At 47.0% G+C, this 17,200-nt stretch carries 16 protein-coding genes; 14 read left to right on the top strand and 2 right to left on the bottom strand.

Going from position 1 to position 17,200, the window contains the following annotated elements; translation table 11 throughout:
- Positions 1 to 295 precede the first annotated feature (295 nt).
- The 14 genes from N39L_RS08825 (at position 296) to N39L_RS08760 (ending at position 13,752) form a co-directional block, all read left to right on the top strand.
- Positions 296 to 1,150, top strand: coding sequence for an META domain-containing protein (locus tag N39L_RS08825; RefSeq protein ID WP_006617325.1), 855 nt, complete (start codon positions 296 to 298; stop codon positions 1,148 to 1,150).
- A 336-nt stretch (positions 1,151 to 1,486) separates the two neighbouring features.
- The gene (locus N39L_RS08820; RefSeq protein WP_006617326.1) at positions 1,487 to 3,961 is read left to right on the top strand and encodes an ATP-dependent Clp protease ATP-binding subunit; all 2,475 of its coding nucleotides are present in this window, start codon (positions 1,487 to 1,489) and stop codon (positions 3,959 to 3,961) included.
- Positions 3,962 to 4,329: 368 nt separating this feature from the next.
- Positions 4,330 to 5,046 (top strand): Uma2 family endonuclease, encoded by a 717-nt coding sequence (locus tag N39L_RS08815; protein ID WP_014274975.1) that lies wholly within the window; start codon positions 4,330 to 4,332, stop codon positions 5,044 to 5,046.
- Between the two features lie 42 nt (positions 5,047 to 5,088).
- Positions 5,089 to 5,805, top strand: coding sequence for a Uma2 family endonuclease (locus N39L_RS08810; RefSeq protein WP_014274974.1), 717 nt, complete (start codon positions 5,089 to 5,091; stop codon positions 5,803 to 5,805).
- A gap of 42 nt (positions 5,806 to 5,847) precedes the next feature.
- Complete coding sequence (locus N39L_RS08805; RefSeq protein WP_014274973.1) at positions 5,848 to 6,648, top strand: Uma2 family endonuclease; 801 nt, start codon at positions 5,848 to 5,850, stop codon at positions 6,646 to 6,648.
- A 42-nt stretch (positions 6,649 to 6,690) separates the two neighbouring features.
- Positions 6,691 to 7,491, top strand: a complete 801-nt coding sequence (locus tag N39L_RS08800; RefSeq protein ID WP_014274970.1) for a Uma2 family endonuclease — start codon at positions 6,691 to 6,693, stop codon at positions 7,489 to 7,491.
- A 42-nt stretch (positions 7,492 to 7,533) separates the two neighbouring features.
- Positions 7,534 to 8,271, top strand: coding sequence for a Uma2 family endonuclease (locus N39L_RS08795; protein WP_014274969.1), 738 nt, complete (start codon positions 7,534 to 7,536; stop codon positions 8,269 to 8,271).
- Between the two features lie 42 nt (positions 8,272 to 8,313).
- Positions 8,314 to 9,009, top strand: coding sequence for a Uma2 family endonuclease (locus tag N39L_RS08790; protein ID WP_014274972.1), 696 nt, complete (start codon positions 8,314 to 8,316; stop codon positions 9,007 to 9,009).
- 42 nt (positions 9,010 to 9,051) lie between these two features.
- Entirely contained in the window at positions 9,052 to 9,747 is a 696-nt protein-coding gene (locus N39L_RS08785; RefSeq protein WP_014274971.1) for a Uma2 family endonuclease, read from the top strand.
- A gap of 42 nt (positions 9,748 to 9,789) precedes the next feature.
- A complete protein-coding gene (locus N39L_RS08780) occupies positions 9,790 to 10,569 on the top strand; it encodes a Uma2 family endonuclease (protein WP_202070342.1) in 780 nt (259 codons plus the stop codon).
- Positions 10,570 to 10,611: 42 nt separating this feature from the next.
- Positions 10,612 to 11,349 (top strand): Uma2 family endonuclease, encoded by a 738-nt coding sequence (locus N39L_RS08775; RefSeq protein WP_014274969.1) that lies wholly within the window; start codon positions 10,612 to 10,614, stop codon positions 11,347 to 11,349.
- Between the two features lie 42 nt (positions 11,350 to 11,391).
- A complete protein-coding gene (locus N39L_RS08770) occupies positions 11,392 to 12,192 on the top strand; it encodes a Uma2 family endonuclease (protein ID WP_014274968.1) in 801 nt (266 codons plus the stop codon).
- A 42-nt stretch (positions 12,193 to 12,234) separates the two neighbouring features.
- Entirely contained in the window at positions 12,235 to 13,035 is an 801-nt protein-coding gene (locus N39L_RS08765; RefSeq protein ID WP_014274973.1) for a Uma2 family endonuclease, read from the top strand.
- 42 nt (positions 13,036 to 13,077) lie between these two features.
- Positions 13,078 to 13,752 carry a Uma2 family endonuclease gene (locus tag N39L_RS08760; protein ID WP_014274967.1) on the top strand — a complete coding sequence of 225 codons (675 nt, stop codon included), beginning with the start codon at positions 13,078 to 13,080 and terminating at the stop codon, positions 13,750 to 13,752.
- Between the two features lie 235 nt (positions 13,753 to 13,987).
- Here N39L_RS08760 and N39L_RS08755 read toward each other — a convergent pair whose 3' ends face one another.
- Together N39L_RS08755 and N39L_RS08750 are read right to left on the bottom strand one after the other, a co-directional pair.
- Positions 13,988 to 16,066: a protein kinase domain-containing protein gene (locus N39L_RS08755; RefSeq protein ID WP_014274965.1), complete on the bottom strand. Its 2,079-nt coding sequence runs from the start codon at positions 16,064 to 16,066 to the stop codon at positions 13,988 to 13,990.
- A gap of 317 nt (positions 16,067 to 16,383) precedes the next feature.
- Positions 16,384 to 17,169 (bottom strand): DUF928 domain-containing protein, encoded by a 786-nt coding sequence (locus tag N39L_RS08750; RefSeq protein WP_014274964.1) that lies wholly within the window; start codon positions 17,167 to 17,169, stop codon positions 16,384 to 16,386.
- Positions 17,170 to 17,200 lie beyond the last annotated feature (31 nt).

Below are 17,200 nucleotides of genomic sequence, written 5' to 3'. Positions count from 1 at the left end.
ATTGGGTTTTGGCTATATCTAACTGTTTACTATTGACTGTTGACTTTTGACACATTGTAATCACCCGATCGCATTACCTAAAATGGTGAGGGCAGATGTCAACTTATGTCTTATCATCAAGATGGATGGAAAAAATTAAGCAAACTGACAGCATCCAGAGATTTAAGCCCAATAATTCCTGGTGTTAGATGATGCCAAATTTACGGTTAGTGTGATTTAAAAACGTGGGTCAGAAACCCACAGGATTTCCTCTACTTAGATGGTTAATTCGTGAATTGCTAAGGAGTGAAAAAAGATGTTAAAACTAAGTCAATGGAAGAGTTTAATGGTCGTAGCTACCTGTGCGATCGCTTCTCCCTTATGGTTTGCTAATCAAGGGATAGCCCAGTCTGGGTCAGTGTTTAATCAAAATATTTCTGAACAATATATAGCTATGAATCACCCCATTGCAGATAGTAGCTGGAAACTCTCATTCTGGAGTCAAGCTGATAGGTTAGTTGATGTGGTTTCTGGTAGTGAAATCACCCTAGCTTTTGACCAAAATGGAGTTAGTGGTTCGGCGGGATGTAATCGTTTAATGGCAGGCTATAAAGTCCATGATAATCGCCTAGAAATTAGTGGGGTAGGTGGCACGAGAATGGCTTGCGAAGAACCCTTAATGAGCCAAGAGTTCCAATTTGTGAAAGCCTTAGAAGGTGTGCAAGAGTTTCGGGTAAATGGTGATAATTTAATCATGAATTACCAAAATGATTCAGGGTCGGGTTTTATGGTGTTTACCAAGCATGAGCAAGCCAGTTTGGACTCAATGTTAAATAAGCCGTGGCGGTTGTTATTTTGGACAAAATCTGACTCTATGATTGATGTCGTCGCCCATAGTGAAGTTACCTTGGAGTTTGCCGAAAATCGCATCTCTGGAACTGGTGGTTGTAATCGTTTAATCGGTGGTTATGAGGTGAAAGACCAGCAATTAGAAATTACCACCTTAGCCTCAACTTCCATGGCTTGTGAACCAGAGTTAATGACTCAAGAATCGCAGTTTATGCAGGCTTTAGAGGGGGTGCAAGAGTTTCGGACTAATGGTAATAATTTGGTGATGACCTTCCAAAACGCATCAGGTTCAGGTATCATGGTATTTGAGCATGATAATTGAGTAGGGATAATTGATAATTAGGCGGTTAATTTGACATCAACCGCCACCAAGAAACCTGGTTGATCCGTTAGCAATTATTTTGCTACGGTAAAGTTCTTGGCTGAGTAAGGCCTAAAAATTGGGGACGGGTTGATCAACCCTTTCCCTAGCCCTTAGTCCCCGTTTCAGCAAAATTACGGCTATCCTTACTACATTATTGCTAGAGTAGCGATAGAGTAAGGATAGGCAAAATACATAAAAGTTTACAAATCTTGGTGGTGTGATGTTCCTCCTGCACGGACCAAAAGCACACCCCAGGGTTAGGTAAGTACAATAGCTCGACGGGAAAAGCACAAAATGTTTGAATATTTTTCAGATAAAGCGATCAAGGCCGTGATGCTCTCTCAGGAAGAGGCACGACGTTTAGGACATAACTTCGTTGGGACTGAACAACTGCTACTGGGTATTATTGGGGAAGGAACCAGTATCGCCGCCAAGGTACTCTCAGACCAAAACCTAAACTTGGATAATACCCGCCGGGAGATTGAATCTATTATTGGGCGCGGTTCTGGTTTTATGCCACCAGAAATTCCGTTTACACCTCGCGCTAAGAGGGTGTTTGAGGCGGCGATGAAAGAGGCTAGGCAGTTGGGCAATAATTATATTGCGCCAGAACATATATTGCTAGGGCTGTTGCAAGATGAAGAAGGTGTAGCAGCCAAGGTTCTGGAAAACTTAGGTATTGAGCGCCGACAATTACGCACAGAACTGATTAAGAATTTAGGGGAGGAAGTCCCCGCCTCAGCCGGGGGAACCTCCCGCAGTTCGGGGCGCAAAACGGCTACCCTCGATGAGTTTTCGACTAACTTGACTCAGTTAGCAGCTCAAGGAAAGCTAGATCCTATCGTAGGACGCGATCGCGAAATAGAACGGGTGATTCAAATACTTGGTCGCCGTACTAAAAACAACCCAGTGCTAATTGGTGAACCGGGGGTTGGTAAAACAGCGATCGCAGAAGGACTGGCTCAACGTATTATTAACGGAAATGTGCCGGAACTTCTGGAAAACCGACAAGTGGTGAGCCTGGAAATGGGAACTCTGGTGGCGGGAACCCGCTTCCGGGGAGAGTTTGAAGAACGACTCAAAAAAATTGTTCAGGAAATTAAAGCCAGTGGCAATATTATCCTATTAATTGATGAGATCCATACCCTGGTGGGAGCGGGAGCTATTGAGGGAACTATGGATGCTGCTAATATGCTTAAACCGGCTTTAGCACGGGGAGAATTGCAGTGTATCGGCGCAACGACTCTGGATGAATACCGCAAGTATATTGAGCGTGATGCTGCCTTAGAACGCCGATTTCAGCCGGTAATGGTGGGAGAACCTAGCGTTGAGGAAACTATCGAGATTCTATTTGGGTTGCGGTCGGCTTATGAACAACACCACCGCTTGACTATTTCTGATGAGGCGGTTTTGGCGGCGGCGAAACTATCTCACCGCTATATCAGCGATCGCTTTCTTCCTGATAAGGCGATCGATTTAATTGATGAAGCAGGCTCGCGAGTGAGGGTGATGCACTCTAAGTTACCCCCAGAAGTGCGAGATCTGAAAGTGGAACTGTCGGACATTGTTAAACAAAAAGATGCGGCTGTTCAAGCTCAGGATTTTGAGAAGGCTGGAGAATTGCGCGATCGTGAATTGCAATGCAAAGACCAAATTGAAGCTGCTTCTCAAGTGGAAACTAGCATCAAAACTAACTTAATTGTTACCGAAGAGGATATCGCTGATGTTCTCTCGGCTTGGACGGGAATTCCGGTCACTAAAATGACTGAATCTGAGTCCTATAAACTGATGCACATGGAAGATACCCTACATCAGCGCCTGATCGGTCAACATGAGGCTGTTAGCGCCGTTTCCCGCGCTATTCGTCGCGCCAGGGTGGGACTGAAAAACCCCAACCGACCGATCGCCAGCTTTATCTTTTCCGGTCCAACCGGGGTGGGGAAAACCGAACTAACTAAGGCTTTGGCTTATTACTTTTTTGGTTCCGTGGAAGCGATGATCCGTTTGGATATGTCGGAGTTTATGGAACGCCACACAGTTTCTAAGCTGATTGGTTCCCCTCCCGGTTTTGTTGGCTATGATGAGGGTGGACAACTGACGGAGGCGGTGCGTCGTCGTCCCTATACGGTGATTCTGTTTGACGAAATCGAAAAGGCTCACCCGGATGTCTTTAATATGCTATTGCAGATTTTGGAGGATGGACGACTTACTGATGCTAAAGGTCGCACTGTCAGTTTCAAAAATACTCTGATTATCATGACCTCGAATATCGGATCGAAGGTGATTGAAAAGGGTGGCGGCGGTCTCGGTTTTGAGTTTGAGGAATCACCGGAAGATGCTCAATATACTCGAATTCGCAATTTGGTTAATGAGGAGTTGAAACAGTATTTCCGACCGGAGTTTATTAACCGTCTTGATGAGATTATTGTCTTCCGTAAGTTGACGAAAGATGAGGTTAAACAGATTGCTGATATCCTGTTGGAGGAAGTGTTTGCTCGTTTGCGGGATAAGGAGATTGTCTTGGAAGTGAGCGATCGCTTTAAAGATCATATTGTTGAGGTGGGATATGATCCTAATTATGGCGCTCGTCCCCTCCGTCGTGCGATTATGAACCTCTTAGAAGATGTCCTGGCGGAAACTATGCTATCGGGTACACTTAAACCAGGTGATCAGGCTTTGGTAGACTTGGATGATGATGGACAGGTCAAAGTGATCACGGGTGAAGAACGTCTGCGTCGGCTTCCTGAATATGCCACCACTAACGGCTAAGTAGTTGATCTTGGGAGACGAGGAATAATCCCTCGTCTCTTATTTAGCCATGGTTTTTATAGATTTTTCGGCGTTGAAATAATGCGATCGTGATCAGATTTACAGAGGCGATCAAATTTCCACACAATCTTTGATTCCGACTTTCCTCTATCTCTTGTGATCTGGGTGTTTCCCATTCTTTCCCTAGACAATTTTACCGATTGAGCGTCCCCTAATATCCATCGGTACAATCAAATACCTCAACCCCTCTAATCCAATTAGGGCAGACATTGCTATACTAAATAATAGCATATCAACCTCAAAATAGGCAACATATTCATTCTAACTTTCCACATCTGATTTTAGCCAACCCACCCCAAGGAGGCGACATGGTTACAGAGATTAAAACCACCCCTAAAACCCCAATTATCTACCCCGAAAGCGACGGTCAACCTATGGCAGAAAATACCGAACAATTCCGCTGGATTGTCACGATTCAGGGGGGAATTGATGCCCTCTTTAAAGATGACCCTAACGTATTCGTAGCCGGAGATTTACTCTGGTATCCCCTAGAAGGCAACAATAAACTGCGAGTGGCTCCAGATGTGATGGTAGCCTGGGGACGACCGAAAGGAAAACGGGGGTCTTATTTACAATGGCAGGAAAATAATATCGCCCCCCAAGTAGTTTTTGAAGTCTTATCTCCCGGAAATACCTTAACGGAAATGGCGAAAAAGCTGGAATTTTATCAGCGTTATGGAGTGGAAGAATACTATATTTATGACCCCGATAAAATTGACTGCTGTGGCTGGATTCGCACAGAGAATCAACTCACGCTTATTGAAACTATAAACGGCTGGATTTCTCCCCGGTTAGGGGTACGATTTGAAATCTCGGAGTCGGGGTTAGAATTGTATCGTCCCGATGGGCGGAAATTCTCGACTTATATCGAATTAGAGAGCGATCGCCAACAAGCCGAAGAACGCGCCCAACAGGAGGCAGAACGCGCCCAACAGGAGGCAGAACGCGCCCAACAAGCCGAAGAACGCGCTAACCGCCTAGCCGAAAAACTGCGGGAATTAGGCATTGACCCTGATGCTATGTAATCCCCTTTAACCAACAATCAGAACCCACCCCAAGGAGGCGACATGGTTACAGAGATTAAAACCACTCCCAAAACCCCAATTATCTACCCCGAAAGCGACGGTCAACCTATGGCAGAAAATACGGAACAATTCCGCTGGATTGTCACGATTCAAGGAGGAATTGATGCCCTCTTTAAAGATGACCCTAACGTATTCGTAGCCGGAGATTTACTCTGGTATCCCCTAGAAGGCAACAATAAACTGCGAGTGGCTCCAGATGTGATGGTAGCCTTGGGACGACCGAAAGGAAAACGGGGGTCTTATTTACAATGGCAAGAAAATAATATCGCCCCCCAAGTAGTTTTTGAAGTCTTATCTCCCGGAAATACCTTAACGGAAATGGCGAAAAAGCTGGAATTTTATCAGCGCTATGGAGTGGAAGAATACTATATCTATGACCCAGATAAAATCGATTGCTGTGGCTGGATTCGCACAGAGAATCAACTCACGCTTATTGAAACTATAAACGGCTGGATTTCTCCCCGGTTAGGGGTACGATTTGAAATCTCGGAGTCGGGGTTAGAATTGTATCGTCCCGATGGGCGGAAATTCTCGACTTATATCGAATTAGAGAGCGATCGCCAACAAGCCGAAGAACGCGCCCAACAGGAGGCAGAACGCGCCCAACAGGAGGCAGAACGCGCCCAACAAGCCGAAGAACGCGCTAACCGCCTAGCCGAAAAACTGCGGGAATTAGGCATTGACCCTGATGCTATGTAATCCCCTTTAACCAACAATCAGAACCCACCCCAAGGAGGCGACATGGTTACAGAGATTAAAACCACCCCCAAAACCCCAATTATCTACCCCGAAAGCGACGGTCAACCTATGGCAGAAAATACCGAACAATTCCGCTGGATTGTCACGATTCAAGGAGGAATTGATGCCCTCTTTAAAGATGACCCTAACGTATTCGTAGCCGGAGATTTACTCTGGTATCCCCTAGAAGGCAACAATAAACTGCGAGTGGCTCCAGATGTGATGGTAGCCTTGGGACGACCGAAAGGAAAACGGGGGTCTTATTTACAATGGCAGGAAAATAATATCGCCCCCCAAGTAGTTTTTGAAGTCTTATCTCCCGGAAATACCTTAACGGAAATGGCGAAAAAGCTGGAATTTTATCAGCGTTATGGAGTGGAAGAATACTATATTTATGACCCCGATAAAATTGACTGCTGTGGCTGGATTCGCACAGAGAATCAACTCACGCTTATTGAAACTATAAACGGCTGGATTTCTCCCCGGTTAGGGGTACGATTTGAAATCTCGGAGTCGGGGTTAGAATTGTATCGTCCCGATGGGCGGAAATTCTCGACTTATATCGAATTAGAGAGCGATCGCCAACAAGCCGAAGAACGCGCCCAACAGGAGGCAGAACGCGCCCAACAGGAGGCAGAACGCGCTCAACGGGAAGCAGAACGCGCCCAACGGGAAGCAGAACGCGCCCAACAGGAGGCAGAACGCGCTCAACAGGAGGCAGAACGCGCTCAACAGGAGGCAGAACGTGCTAACCGCCTAGCCGAAAAACTGCGGGAATTAGGCATTGACCCTGATGCTATGTAATCCCCTTTAACCACCAATCAGAACCCACCCCAAGGAGGCGACATGGTTACAGAGATTAAAACCACCCCCAAAACCCCAATTATCTACCCCGAAAGCGACGGTCAACCTATGGCAGAAAATACGGAACAATTCCGCTGGATTGTCACGATTCAGGGGGGAATTGATGCCCTCTTTAAAGATGACCCTAACGTATTCGTAGCCGGAGATTTACTCTGGTATCCCCTAGAAGGCAACAATAAACTGCGAGTGGCTCCAGATGTGATGGTAGCCTTGGGACGACCGAAAGGAAAACGGGGGTCTTATTTACAATGGCAGGAAAATAATATCGCCCCCCAAGTAGTTTTTGAAGTCTTATCTCCCGGAAATACCTTAACGGAAATGGCGAAAAAGCTGGAATTTTATCAGCGTTATGGAGTGGAAGAATACTATATCTATGACCCCGATAAAATTGACTGCTGTGGCTGGATTCGCACAGAGAATCAACTCACTTTGATTGAATCCATAAACGGCTGGATTTCTCCCCGGTTAGGGGTACGATTTGAAATCTCGGAGTCGGGGTTAGAATTGTATCGTCCCGATGGTCGAAAATTCTCGACTTATATCGAATTAGAGAGCGATCGCCAACAAGCCGAAGAACGCGCCCAACAGGAGGCAGAACGCGCCCAACAGGAGGCAGAACGCGCTCAACGGGAAGCAGAACGCGCCCAACGGGAAGCAGAACGCGCCCAACAGGAGGCAGAACGCGCTCAACAGGAGGCAGAACGCGCTCAACAGGAGGCAGAACGTGCTAACCGCCTAGCCGAAAAACTGCGGGAATTAGGCATTGACCCTGATGCTATGTAATCCCCTTTAACCACCAATCAGAACCCACCCCAAGGAGGCGACATGGTTACAGAGATTAAAACCACTCCCAAAACCCCAATTATCTACCCCGAAAGCGACGGTCAACCTATGGCAGAAAATACGGAACAATTCCGCTGGATTGTCACGATTCAGGGGGGAATTGATGCCCTCTTTAAAGATGACCCTAACGTATTCGTAGCCGGAGATTTACTCTGGTATCCCCTAGAAGGCAACAATAAACTGCGAGTGGCTCCAGATGTGATGGTAGCCTTGGGACGACCGAAAGGAAAACGGGGGTCTTATTTACAATGGCAGGAAAATAATATCGCCCCCCAAGTAGTTTTTGAAGTCTTATCTCCCGGAAATACCTTAACGGAAATGGCGAAAAAGCTGGAATTTTATCAGCGTTATGGAGTGGAAGAATACTATATTTATGACCCCGATAAAATTGACTGCTGTGGCTGGATTCGCACAGAGAATCAACTCACGCTTATTGAAACTATAAACGGCTGGATTTCTCCCCGGTTAGGGGTACGATTTGAAATCTCGGAGTCGGGGTTAGAATTGTATCGTCCCGATGGGCGGAAATTCTCGACTTATATCGAATTAGAGAGCGATCGCCAACAAGCCGAAGAACGCGCCCAACAAGCCGAAGAACGCGCCCAACAGGAGACAGAACGCGCTCAACAGGAGGCAGAACGCGCTCAACAGGAGGCAGAACGTGCTAACCGCCTAGCCGAAAAACTGCGGGAATTAGGCATTGACCCTGATGCTATGTAATCCCCTTTAACCACCAATCAGAACCCACCCCAAGGAGGCGACATGGTTACAGAGATTAAAACCACCCCCAAAACCCCAATTATCTACCCCGAAAGCGACGGTCAACCTATGGCAGAAAATACGGAACAATTCCGCTGGATTGTCACGATTCAGGGGGGAATTGATGCCCTCTTTAAAGATGACCCTAACGTATTCGTAGCCGGAGATTTACTCTGGTATCCCCTAGAAGGCAACAATAAACTGCGAGTGGCTCCAGATGTGATGGTAGCCTTGGGACGACCGAAAGGAAAACGGGGGTCTTATTTACAATGGCAGGAAAATAATATCGCCCCCCAAGTAGTTTTTGAAGTCTTATCTCCCGGAAATACCTTAACGGAAATGGCGAAAAAGCTGGAATTTTATCAGCGTTATGGAGTGGAAGAATACTATATTTATGACCCCGATAAAATTGACTGCTGTGGCTGGATTCGCACAGAGAATCAACTCACGCTTATTGAAACTATAAACGGCTGGATTTCTCCCCGGTTAGGGGTACGATTTGAAATCTCGGAGTCGGGGTTAGAATTGTATCGTCCCGATGGGCGGAAATTCTCGACTTATATCGAATTAGAGAGCGATCGCCAACAAGCCGAAGAACGCGCCCAACAAGCCGAAGAACGCGCCCAACAGGAGGCAGAACGCGCTAACCGCCTAGCCGAAAAACTGCGGGAATTAGGCATTGACCCTGATGCTATGTAATCCCCTTTAACCACCAATCAGAACCCACCCCAAGGAGGCGACATGGTTACAGAGATTAAAACCACTCCCAAAACCCCAATTATCTACCCCGAAAGCGACGGTCAACCTATGGCAGAAAATACGGAACAATTCCGCTGGATTGTCACGATTCAGGGGGGAATTGATGCCCTCTTTAAAGATGACCCTAACGTATTCGTAGCCGGAGATTTACTCTGGTATCCCCTAGAAGGCAACAATAAACTGCGAGTGGCTCCAGATGTGATGGTAGCCTTGGGACGACCGAAAGGAAAACGGGGGTCTTATTTACAATGGCAGGAAAATAATATCGCCCCCCAAGTAGTTTTTGAAGTCTTATCTCCCGGAAATACCTTAACGGAAATGGCGAAAAAGCTGGAATTTTATCAGCGTTATGGAGTGGAAGAATACTATATCTATGACCCCGATAAAATTGACTGCTGTGGCTGGATTCGCACAGAGAATCAACTCACTTTGATTGAATCCATAAACGGCTGGATTTCTCCCCGGTTAGGGGTACGATTTGAAATCTCGGAGTCGGGGTTAGAATTGTATCGTCCCGATGGTCGAAAATTCTCGACTTATATCGAATTAGAGAGCGATCGCCAACAAGCCGAAGAACGCGCCCAACAAGCCGAAGAACGCGCCCAACAGGAGGCAGAACGCGCTAACCGCCTAGCCGAAAAACTGCGGGAATTAGGCATTGACCCTGATGCTATGTAATCCCCTTTAACCACCAATCAGAACCCACCCCAAGGAGGCGACATGGTTACAGAGATTAAAACCACTCCCAAAACCCCAATTATCTACCCCGAAAGCGACGGTCAACCTATGGCAGAAAATACGGAACAATTCCGCTGGATTGTCACGATTCAGGGGGGAATTGATGCCCTCTTTAAAGATGACCCTAACGTATTCGTAGCCGGAGATTTACTCTGGTATCCCCTAGAAGGCAACAATAAACTGCGAGTGGCTCCAGATGTGATGGTAGCCTTGGGACGACCGAAAGGAAAACGGGGGTCTTATTTACAATGGCAGGAAAATAATATCGCCCCCCAAGTAGTTTTTGAAGTCTTATCTCCCGGAAATACCTTAACGGAAATGGCGAAAAAGCTGGAATTTTATCAGCGTTATGGAGTGGAAGAATACTATATCTATGACCCCGATAAAATTGACTGCTGTGGCTGGATTCGCACAGAGAATCAACTCACTTTGATTGAATCCATAAACGGCTGGATTTCTCCCCGGTTAGGGGTACGATTTGAAATCTCGGAGTCGGGGTTAGAATTGTATCGTCCCGATGGTCGAAAATTCTCGACTTATATCGAATTAGAGAGCGATCGCCAACAAGCCGAAGAACGCGCCCAACAGGAGGCAGAACGCGCCCAACAGGAGGCAGAACGCGCCCAACGGGAAGCAGAACGCGCCCAACGGGAAGCAGAACGCGCCCAACAGGAGGCAGAACGCGCCCAACAGGAGGCAGAACGCGCTAACCGCCTAGCCGAAAAACTGCGGGAATTAGGCATTGACCCTGATGCTATGTAATCCCCTTTAACCACCAATCAGAACCCACCCCAAGGAGGCGACATGGTTACAGAGATTAAAACCACCCCCAAAACCCCAATTATCTACCCCGAAAGCGACGGTCAACCTATGGCAGAAAATACCGAACAATTCCGCTGGATTGTCACGATTCAAGGAGGAATTGATGCCCTCTTTAAAGATGACCCTAACGTATTCGTAGCCGGAGATTTACTCTGGTATCCCCTAGAAGGCAACAATAAACTGCGAGTGGCTCCAGATGTGATGGTAGCCTTGGGACGACCGAAAGGAAAACGGGGGTCTTATTTACAATGGCAGGAAAATAATATCGCCCCCCAAGTAGTTTTTGAAGTCTTATCTCCCGGAAATACCTTAACGGAAATGGCGAAAAAGCTGGAATTTTATCAGCGTTATGGAGTGGAAGAATACTATATTTATGACCCCGATAAAATTGACTGCTGTGGCTGGATTCGCACAGAGAATCAACTCACGCTTATTGAAACTATAAACGGCTGGATTTCTCCCCGGTTAGGGGTACGATTTGAAATCTCGGAGTCGGGGTTAGAATTGTATCGTCCCGATGGTCGGAAATTCTCGACTTATATCGAATTAGAGAGCGATCGCCAACAAGCCGAAGAACGCGCCCAACAAGCCGAAGAACGCGCCCAACAGGAGACAGAACGCGCTCAACAGGAGGCAGAACGCGCCCAACAGGAGGCAGAACGCGCTAACCGCCTAGCCGAAAAACTGCGGGAATTAGGCATTGACCCTGATGCTATGTAATCCCCTTTAACCACCAATCAGAACCCACCCCAAGGAGGCGACATGGTTACAGAGATTAAAACCACCCCCAAAACCCCAATTATCTACCCCGAAAGCGACGGTCAACCTATGGCAGAAAATACGGAACAATTCCGCTGGATTGTCACGATTCAGGGGGGAATTGATGCCCTCTTTAAAGATGACCCTAACGTATTCGTAGCCGGAGATTTACTCTGGTATCCCCTAGAAGGCAACAATAAACTGCGAGTGGCTCCAGATGTGATGGTAGCCTTGGGACGACCGAAAGGAAAACGGGGGTCTTATTTACAATGGCAAGAAAATAATATCGCCCCCCAAGTAGTTTTTGAAGTCTTATCTCCCGGAAATACCTTAACGGAAATGGCGAAAAAGCTGGAATTTTATCAGCGCTATGGAGTGGAAGAATACTATATCTATGACCCCGATAAAATCGATTGCTGTGGCTGGATTCGCACAGAGAATCAACTCACGCTTATTGAAACTATAAACGGCTGGATTTCTCCCCAGTTAGGGGTACGATTTGAAATCTCGGAGTCGGGGTTAGAATTGTATCGTCCCGATGGTCGGAAATTCTCGACTTATATCGAATTAGAGAGCGATCGCCAACAAGCCGAAGAACGCGCCCAACAGGAGGCAGAACGCGCCCAACAGGAGGCAGAACGCGCTCAACGGGAAGCAGAACGCGCCCAACGGGAAGCAGAACGCGCCCAACAGGAGGCAGAACGCGCTCAACAGGAGGCAGAACGCGCTCAACAGGAGGCAGAACGTGCTAACCGCCTAGCCGAAAAACTGCGGGAATTAGGCATTGACCCTGATGCTATGTAATCCCCTTTAACCACCAATCAGAACCCACCCCAAGGAGGCGACATGGTTACAGAGATTAAAACCACCCCCAAAACCCCAATTATCTACCCCGAAAGCGACGGTCAACCTATGGCAGAAAATACCGAACAATTCCGCTGGATTGTCACGATTCAAGGAGGAATTGATGCCCTCTTTAAAGATGACCCTAACGTATTCGTAGCCGGAGATTTACTCTGGTATCCCCTAGAAGGCAACAATAAACTGCGAGTGGCTCCAGATGTGATGGTAGCCTTGGGACGACCGAAAGGAAAACGGGGGTCTTATTTACAATGGCAGGAAAATAATATCGCCCCCCAAGTAGTTTTTGAAGTCTTATCTCCCGGAAATACCTTAACGGAAATGGCGAAAAAGCTGGAATTTTATCAGCGTTATGGAGTGGAAGAATACTATATTTATGACCCCGATAAAATTGACTGCTGTGGCTGGATTCGCACAGAGAATCAACTCACGCTTATTGAAACTATAAACGGCTGGATTTCTCCCCGGTTAGGGGTACGATTTGAAATCTCGGAGTCGGGGTTAGAATTGTATCGTCCCGATGGGCGGAAATTCTCGACTTATATCGAATTAGAGAGCGATCGCCAACAAGCCGAAGAACGCGCCCAACAGGAGGCAGAACGCGCCCAACAGGAGGCAGAACGCGCTCAACGGGAAGCAGAACGCGCCCAACGGGAAGCAGAACGCGCCCAACAGGAGGCAGAACGCGCTCAACAGGAGGCAGAACGCGCTCAACAGGAGGCAGAACGTGCTAACCGCCTAGCCGAAAAACTGCGGGAATTAGGCATTGACCCTGATGCTATGTAATCCCCTTTAACCACCAATCAGAACCCACCCCAAGGAGGCGACATGGTTACAGAGATTAAAACCACCCCCAAAACCCCAATTATCTACCCCGAAAGCGACGGTCAACCTATGGCAGAAAATACGGAACAATTCCGCTGGATTGTCACGATTCAGGGGGGAATTGATGCCCTCTTTAAAGATGACCCTAACGTATTCGTAGCCGGAGATTTACTCTGGTATCCCCTAGAAGGCAACAATAAACTGCGAGTGGCTCCAGATGTGATGGTAGCCTTGGGACGACCGAAAGGAAAACGGGGGTCTTATTTACAATGGCAGGAAAATAATATCGCCCCCCAAGTAGTTTTTGAAGTCTTATCTCCCGGAAATACCTTAACGGAAATGGCGAAAAAGCTGGAATTTTATCAGCGTTATGGAGTGGAAGAATACTATATCTATGACCCCGATAAAATTGACTGCTGTGGCTGGATTCGCACAGAGAATCAACTCACTTTGATTGAATCCATAAACGGCTGGATTTCTCCCCGGTTAGGGGTACGATTTGAAATCTCGGAGTCGGGGTTAGAATTGTATCGTCCCGATGGTCGAAAATTCTCGACTTATATCGAATTAGAGAGCGATCGCCAACAAGCCGAAGAACGCGCCCAACAGGAGGCAGAACGCGCTAACCGCCTCGCCGAAAAACTGCGGGAATTAGGCATTGACCCTGATGCTATGTAATCCCCTTTGAGGAGGAATACACCCAGAAAGTCAAGGAATCTGCTGATTGTGTTCTGGGTGTGTTTATTATCGCGCCTTAGTTATGTTCGGATCAGATGAGCGATCGCCTAATTTTCCCTAAACAAGGGGGGTTTATGGGCGTTCCCAAAAGAAACCTGCTTTCGGAAACCTCCGCGATAACTAACCTTATGATGGGGAATATACCCCATTTATTCCTCGGTATAGATATTTTGTTTTATAAAACCTCCAATTCCATTGAATTCTGAATATTTAATTCCAGTATGCCATCACTTATTTGATTCGGGACTACTCCCAGAACTTTAATCTCTTTATTCTGAAGTTCCAGCAAATTCGTACCACCAGGAACTTGATTGAGAATTTGCGAAGATACTACCACCCGATAAAGTTGATTACCTTCTGCCATCAAATTTAACCAAACTGTGTCAACAGTCGGCCGCCTCCAGCCATTGACTCGACCCCTGATCACATTCCCGCCATGAGTAACTGTTGTCGGAACTGTACCCGCCTCAGTTGCACAAAAGAAATTAACGGGATTCTTCCCAAAATCAGAACAAACTAAAATTTCTTCGGTTCTCCGGATAATTCCTCTGAAATTGGTATAATCTGATTCTGAGCCTGGGCCATAGTTGGCTTGTTTTTGAAGGCCTGGAGGGGCGTTGAACAAAACTCTTTTGATTACCTTTTTGTCTGATTCTGAAAGTTCGGGAGAGAGATATACTCCTGCACCCGGAATAGCTCGACTCAGGTGGATGATACGGATATCTGGATCGTTTTTGACTGTATCACCTAAAGCCCCCGCACCCAAATCTGCTTTTCCGGTCTTCACCATTTCCCGAATATTCTGCCCTCGGTGTCCCATATCTACGGTTAGAGTTTTGCCATACAAATCGTAAACGGGCATATAAAAACTCGATGCTGAGTTGAACCCGCCCAAGGCAATTACGGTGCTTGGTGTTATGTCATTGATAGATTGAATTGGGCTGTCCGCTCTGACGTACAATGCAGAATAATAATAAGGCGGACGTTCAGGAAACATTAAAGCGGCAAACGTATAACTGTTATCTTGGGCAGCAACAGAAATGATCGGAGACAGGGTAAAGACGACATCCCACTCTTTCTTGGCTATTCGATCCTTGGCTTCTTGGTAAGGTAGATTATGGTCACCATCGATCGCCAAGTCTACTTTTTTACCCAGAAAAAAATCAATAAAATTACTGGGGATTAACTCTTGTCGTAAATAATCTACTAGGTCGGTGTTGTACTTGGGATTGCTTAAACTGCCAATTGTTAAGGATTGGGCTTGTACTTTCGGTTTCCACAGGTAGGGAAGCGATCGCCACCCCAACCCTAGAACAACTATAGAAACAATTGTCGATAGAACCAATAGCCCACGTTTTGGTGATGTTGGTGTTGATGTGGGTTGTGGTACAGAAGCGGGAATATTATTGGGCTGCATCTGTGTATTCGTAAGAGATTTGAGCATTTCTGCGGCGCTAGAGTAGCGATCGCCAGCGCGGGTGCGAACTGCTTTATCTAACACATTGGCTAAACCGCCACTGACTTCTGGTGCATCTTGTCGCCAAAGGATTTCTGCCGTCCCCGGATCGATCGCCAAATCTTGCGGCAGCTTACCTGTTAACAAATAAATTGCCGTCAGTCCCAAACTATATAAATCACTAGAATAAACAGGTCTACCGATTGCCTGTTCAGAAGCCATAAACCCAGGAGTACCAATTACAATCGAGTTAACCGCATTTCCTTGGGTATTGAGCTGGGTACTCATGGCTTCCTTAACGGCACCAAAGTCAATCAACACTGGCTTGCCATCTTCCTGGCGCAAAATAATATTGTCCGGTTTGATGTCGCGATGGACTATTTGCTTGTCGTGTATGTATTGAAGCACTCCCAACAGACTGGTCAAAATTGCCCTCACGGCACTTTCGCTGAGTTTACCCTCCCTTTGCACCTTCGCTTCTAGTGTTTCACCCTCGATATACTCCTGCACCAAGTAAAACTTGTTCAGCTCCTCAAAGTAAGCGTACAACCGAGGAATCTGGTGATGCTCCCCCAAAGTTTGCAATGTTGCCGCTTCCTGCCGGAATCGTTCTTTCACAATATTGTTAAACTGGCGTTGAACTTGGCGCTTGAGTTGCTTGATCACATAGTTTTGCTGCAAGGGCATCTGGGTGTCTTGTGCCAGGAATACCTCGCCGAAACTACCGGTTCCCAGGGATTTTATAACTTGATAGCGACTATTTATAAGTTGATGCTGATTATTTAAGGGCGTTTGCATGATCGCTACTCTTGGCTGGGGCTGACTCGGTGAGTGGGACGGACTGGACAGAGGGAACGATCGCCTTTTAACGTCAATCATAAGTTCTGTTAATTATCCATTAAAGCCGTTCTTATGTTTCCAGACATCAGTATTTTTACTGAATTTCCTGAATACATAAGCAGGGCGCGATCGCTTGTAAATTGACAATCGGCATCACTCCTGAAATTGCAGGTTACACTTACCTATCGCCTTCGCGGATAACTTTTACGCAAATTGGGAAAAATTTTTGGGGTTAATCCTCAAACAGCCCAGAAACCCCGTTTCTCCCGTCGAGACTAACGACAACAACCCCCGATCGCCTCCACCGCTAGATGACCCAAACCAATAGATTCCAGAAGTTCCGTCCACCCGGCCGCGATATCTGCATTTCCTGGATTATCCCGACGCAATTCGGCGAGAGTGGTTAGAGTTTCGTGCCATAACCCATTCGCCGCATAGACTTCCACCCGCTGCATGGGTGTTGTTGCCACTTCTAGCTGACTGGTTAGGGTTCTTGAGGGGGCAACTCTTTCCACCATTGCTTGTACATAGTCATCCTCAGCCCGAATTCTCGGATTGCATCGATAGGAGAATTGCCACAAATATTTTTTGCCAATTTCCAGGGGGGGGAGGCTTTCCGGTAGGCGGAAACTCACAATTCCCGGTGTGTCGGTAATCCTGACCACGGTTTGGTAAACTTGGGTTTCTTGTTCATCCAAGACCACAAATTCTACCTCACGGGTCAGCTCCGAGGAATAAGGCACATAAAACCAGAATGTGGGATGTCCCGATAGGGTGTAGTTCACTTGACTGGGAATTAATGCGGTCAGAGGTTTATCCACGGCGGGACAGGAGGTGCGACTCCCAGAACCTTCGCGATCTTCTGGGGGTTGGGGGTCTGGTGCATCAAAGGCTGTGGCAACCAGGACATCGGGTAATGGCAATTGATGATTTTCCGGGCGTAATTCCCTGCTATAAGTGCCGTAAACTCGCTGTATTGGCACTATAGCGATTAGGAGAATCAAGGCGATGGATAACTGCAATTTGCCGGGTTGCGGCGGTTTTCTTAAAGGACTGGACAAGCTGCTACTCCTGGGTAGTTGGGGTTATGTT

The organism is Limnospira platensis NIES-39, assembly GCF_026000695.1.
Taxonomy (GTDB): domain Bacteria; phylum Cyanobacteriota; class Cyanobacteriia; order Cyanobacteriales; family Microcoleaceae; genus Limnospira; species Limnospira platensis.
The sequence above is the reverse complement of the archived record's forward strand: the minus strand, read 5'-3'. Positions and strand labels throughout refer to the sequence as shown.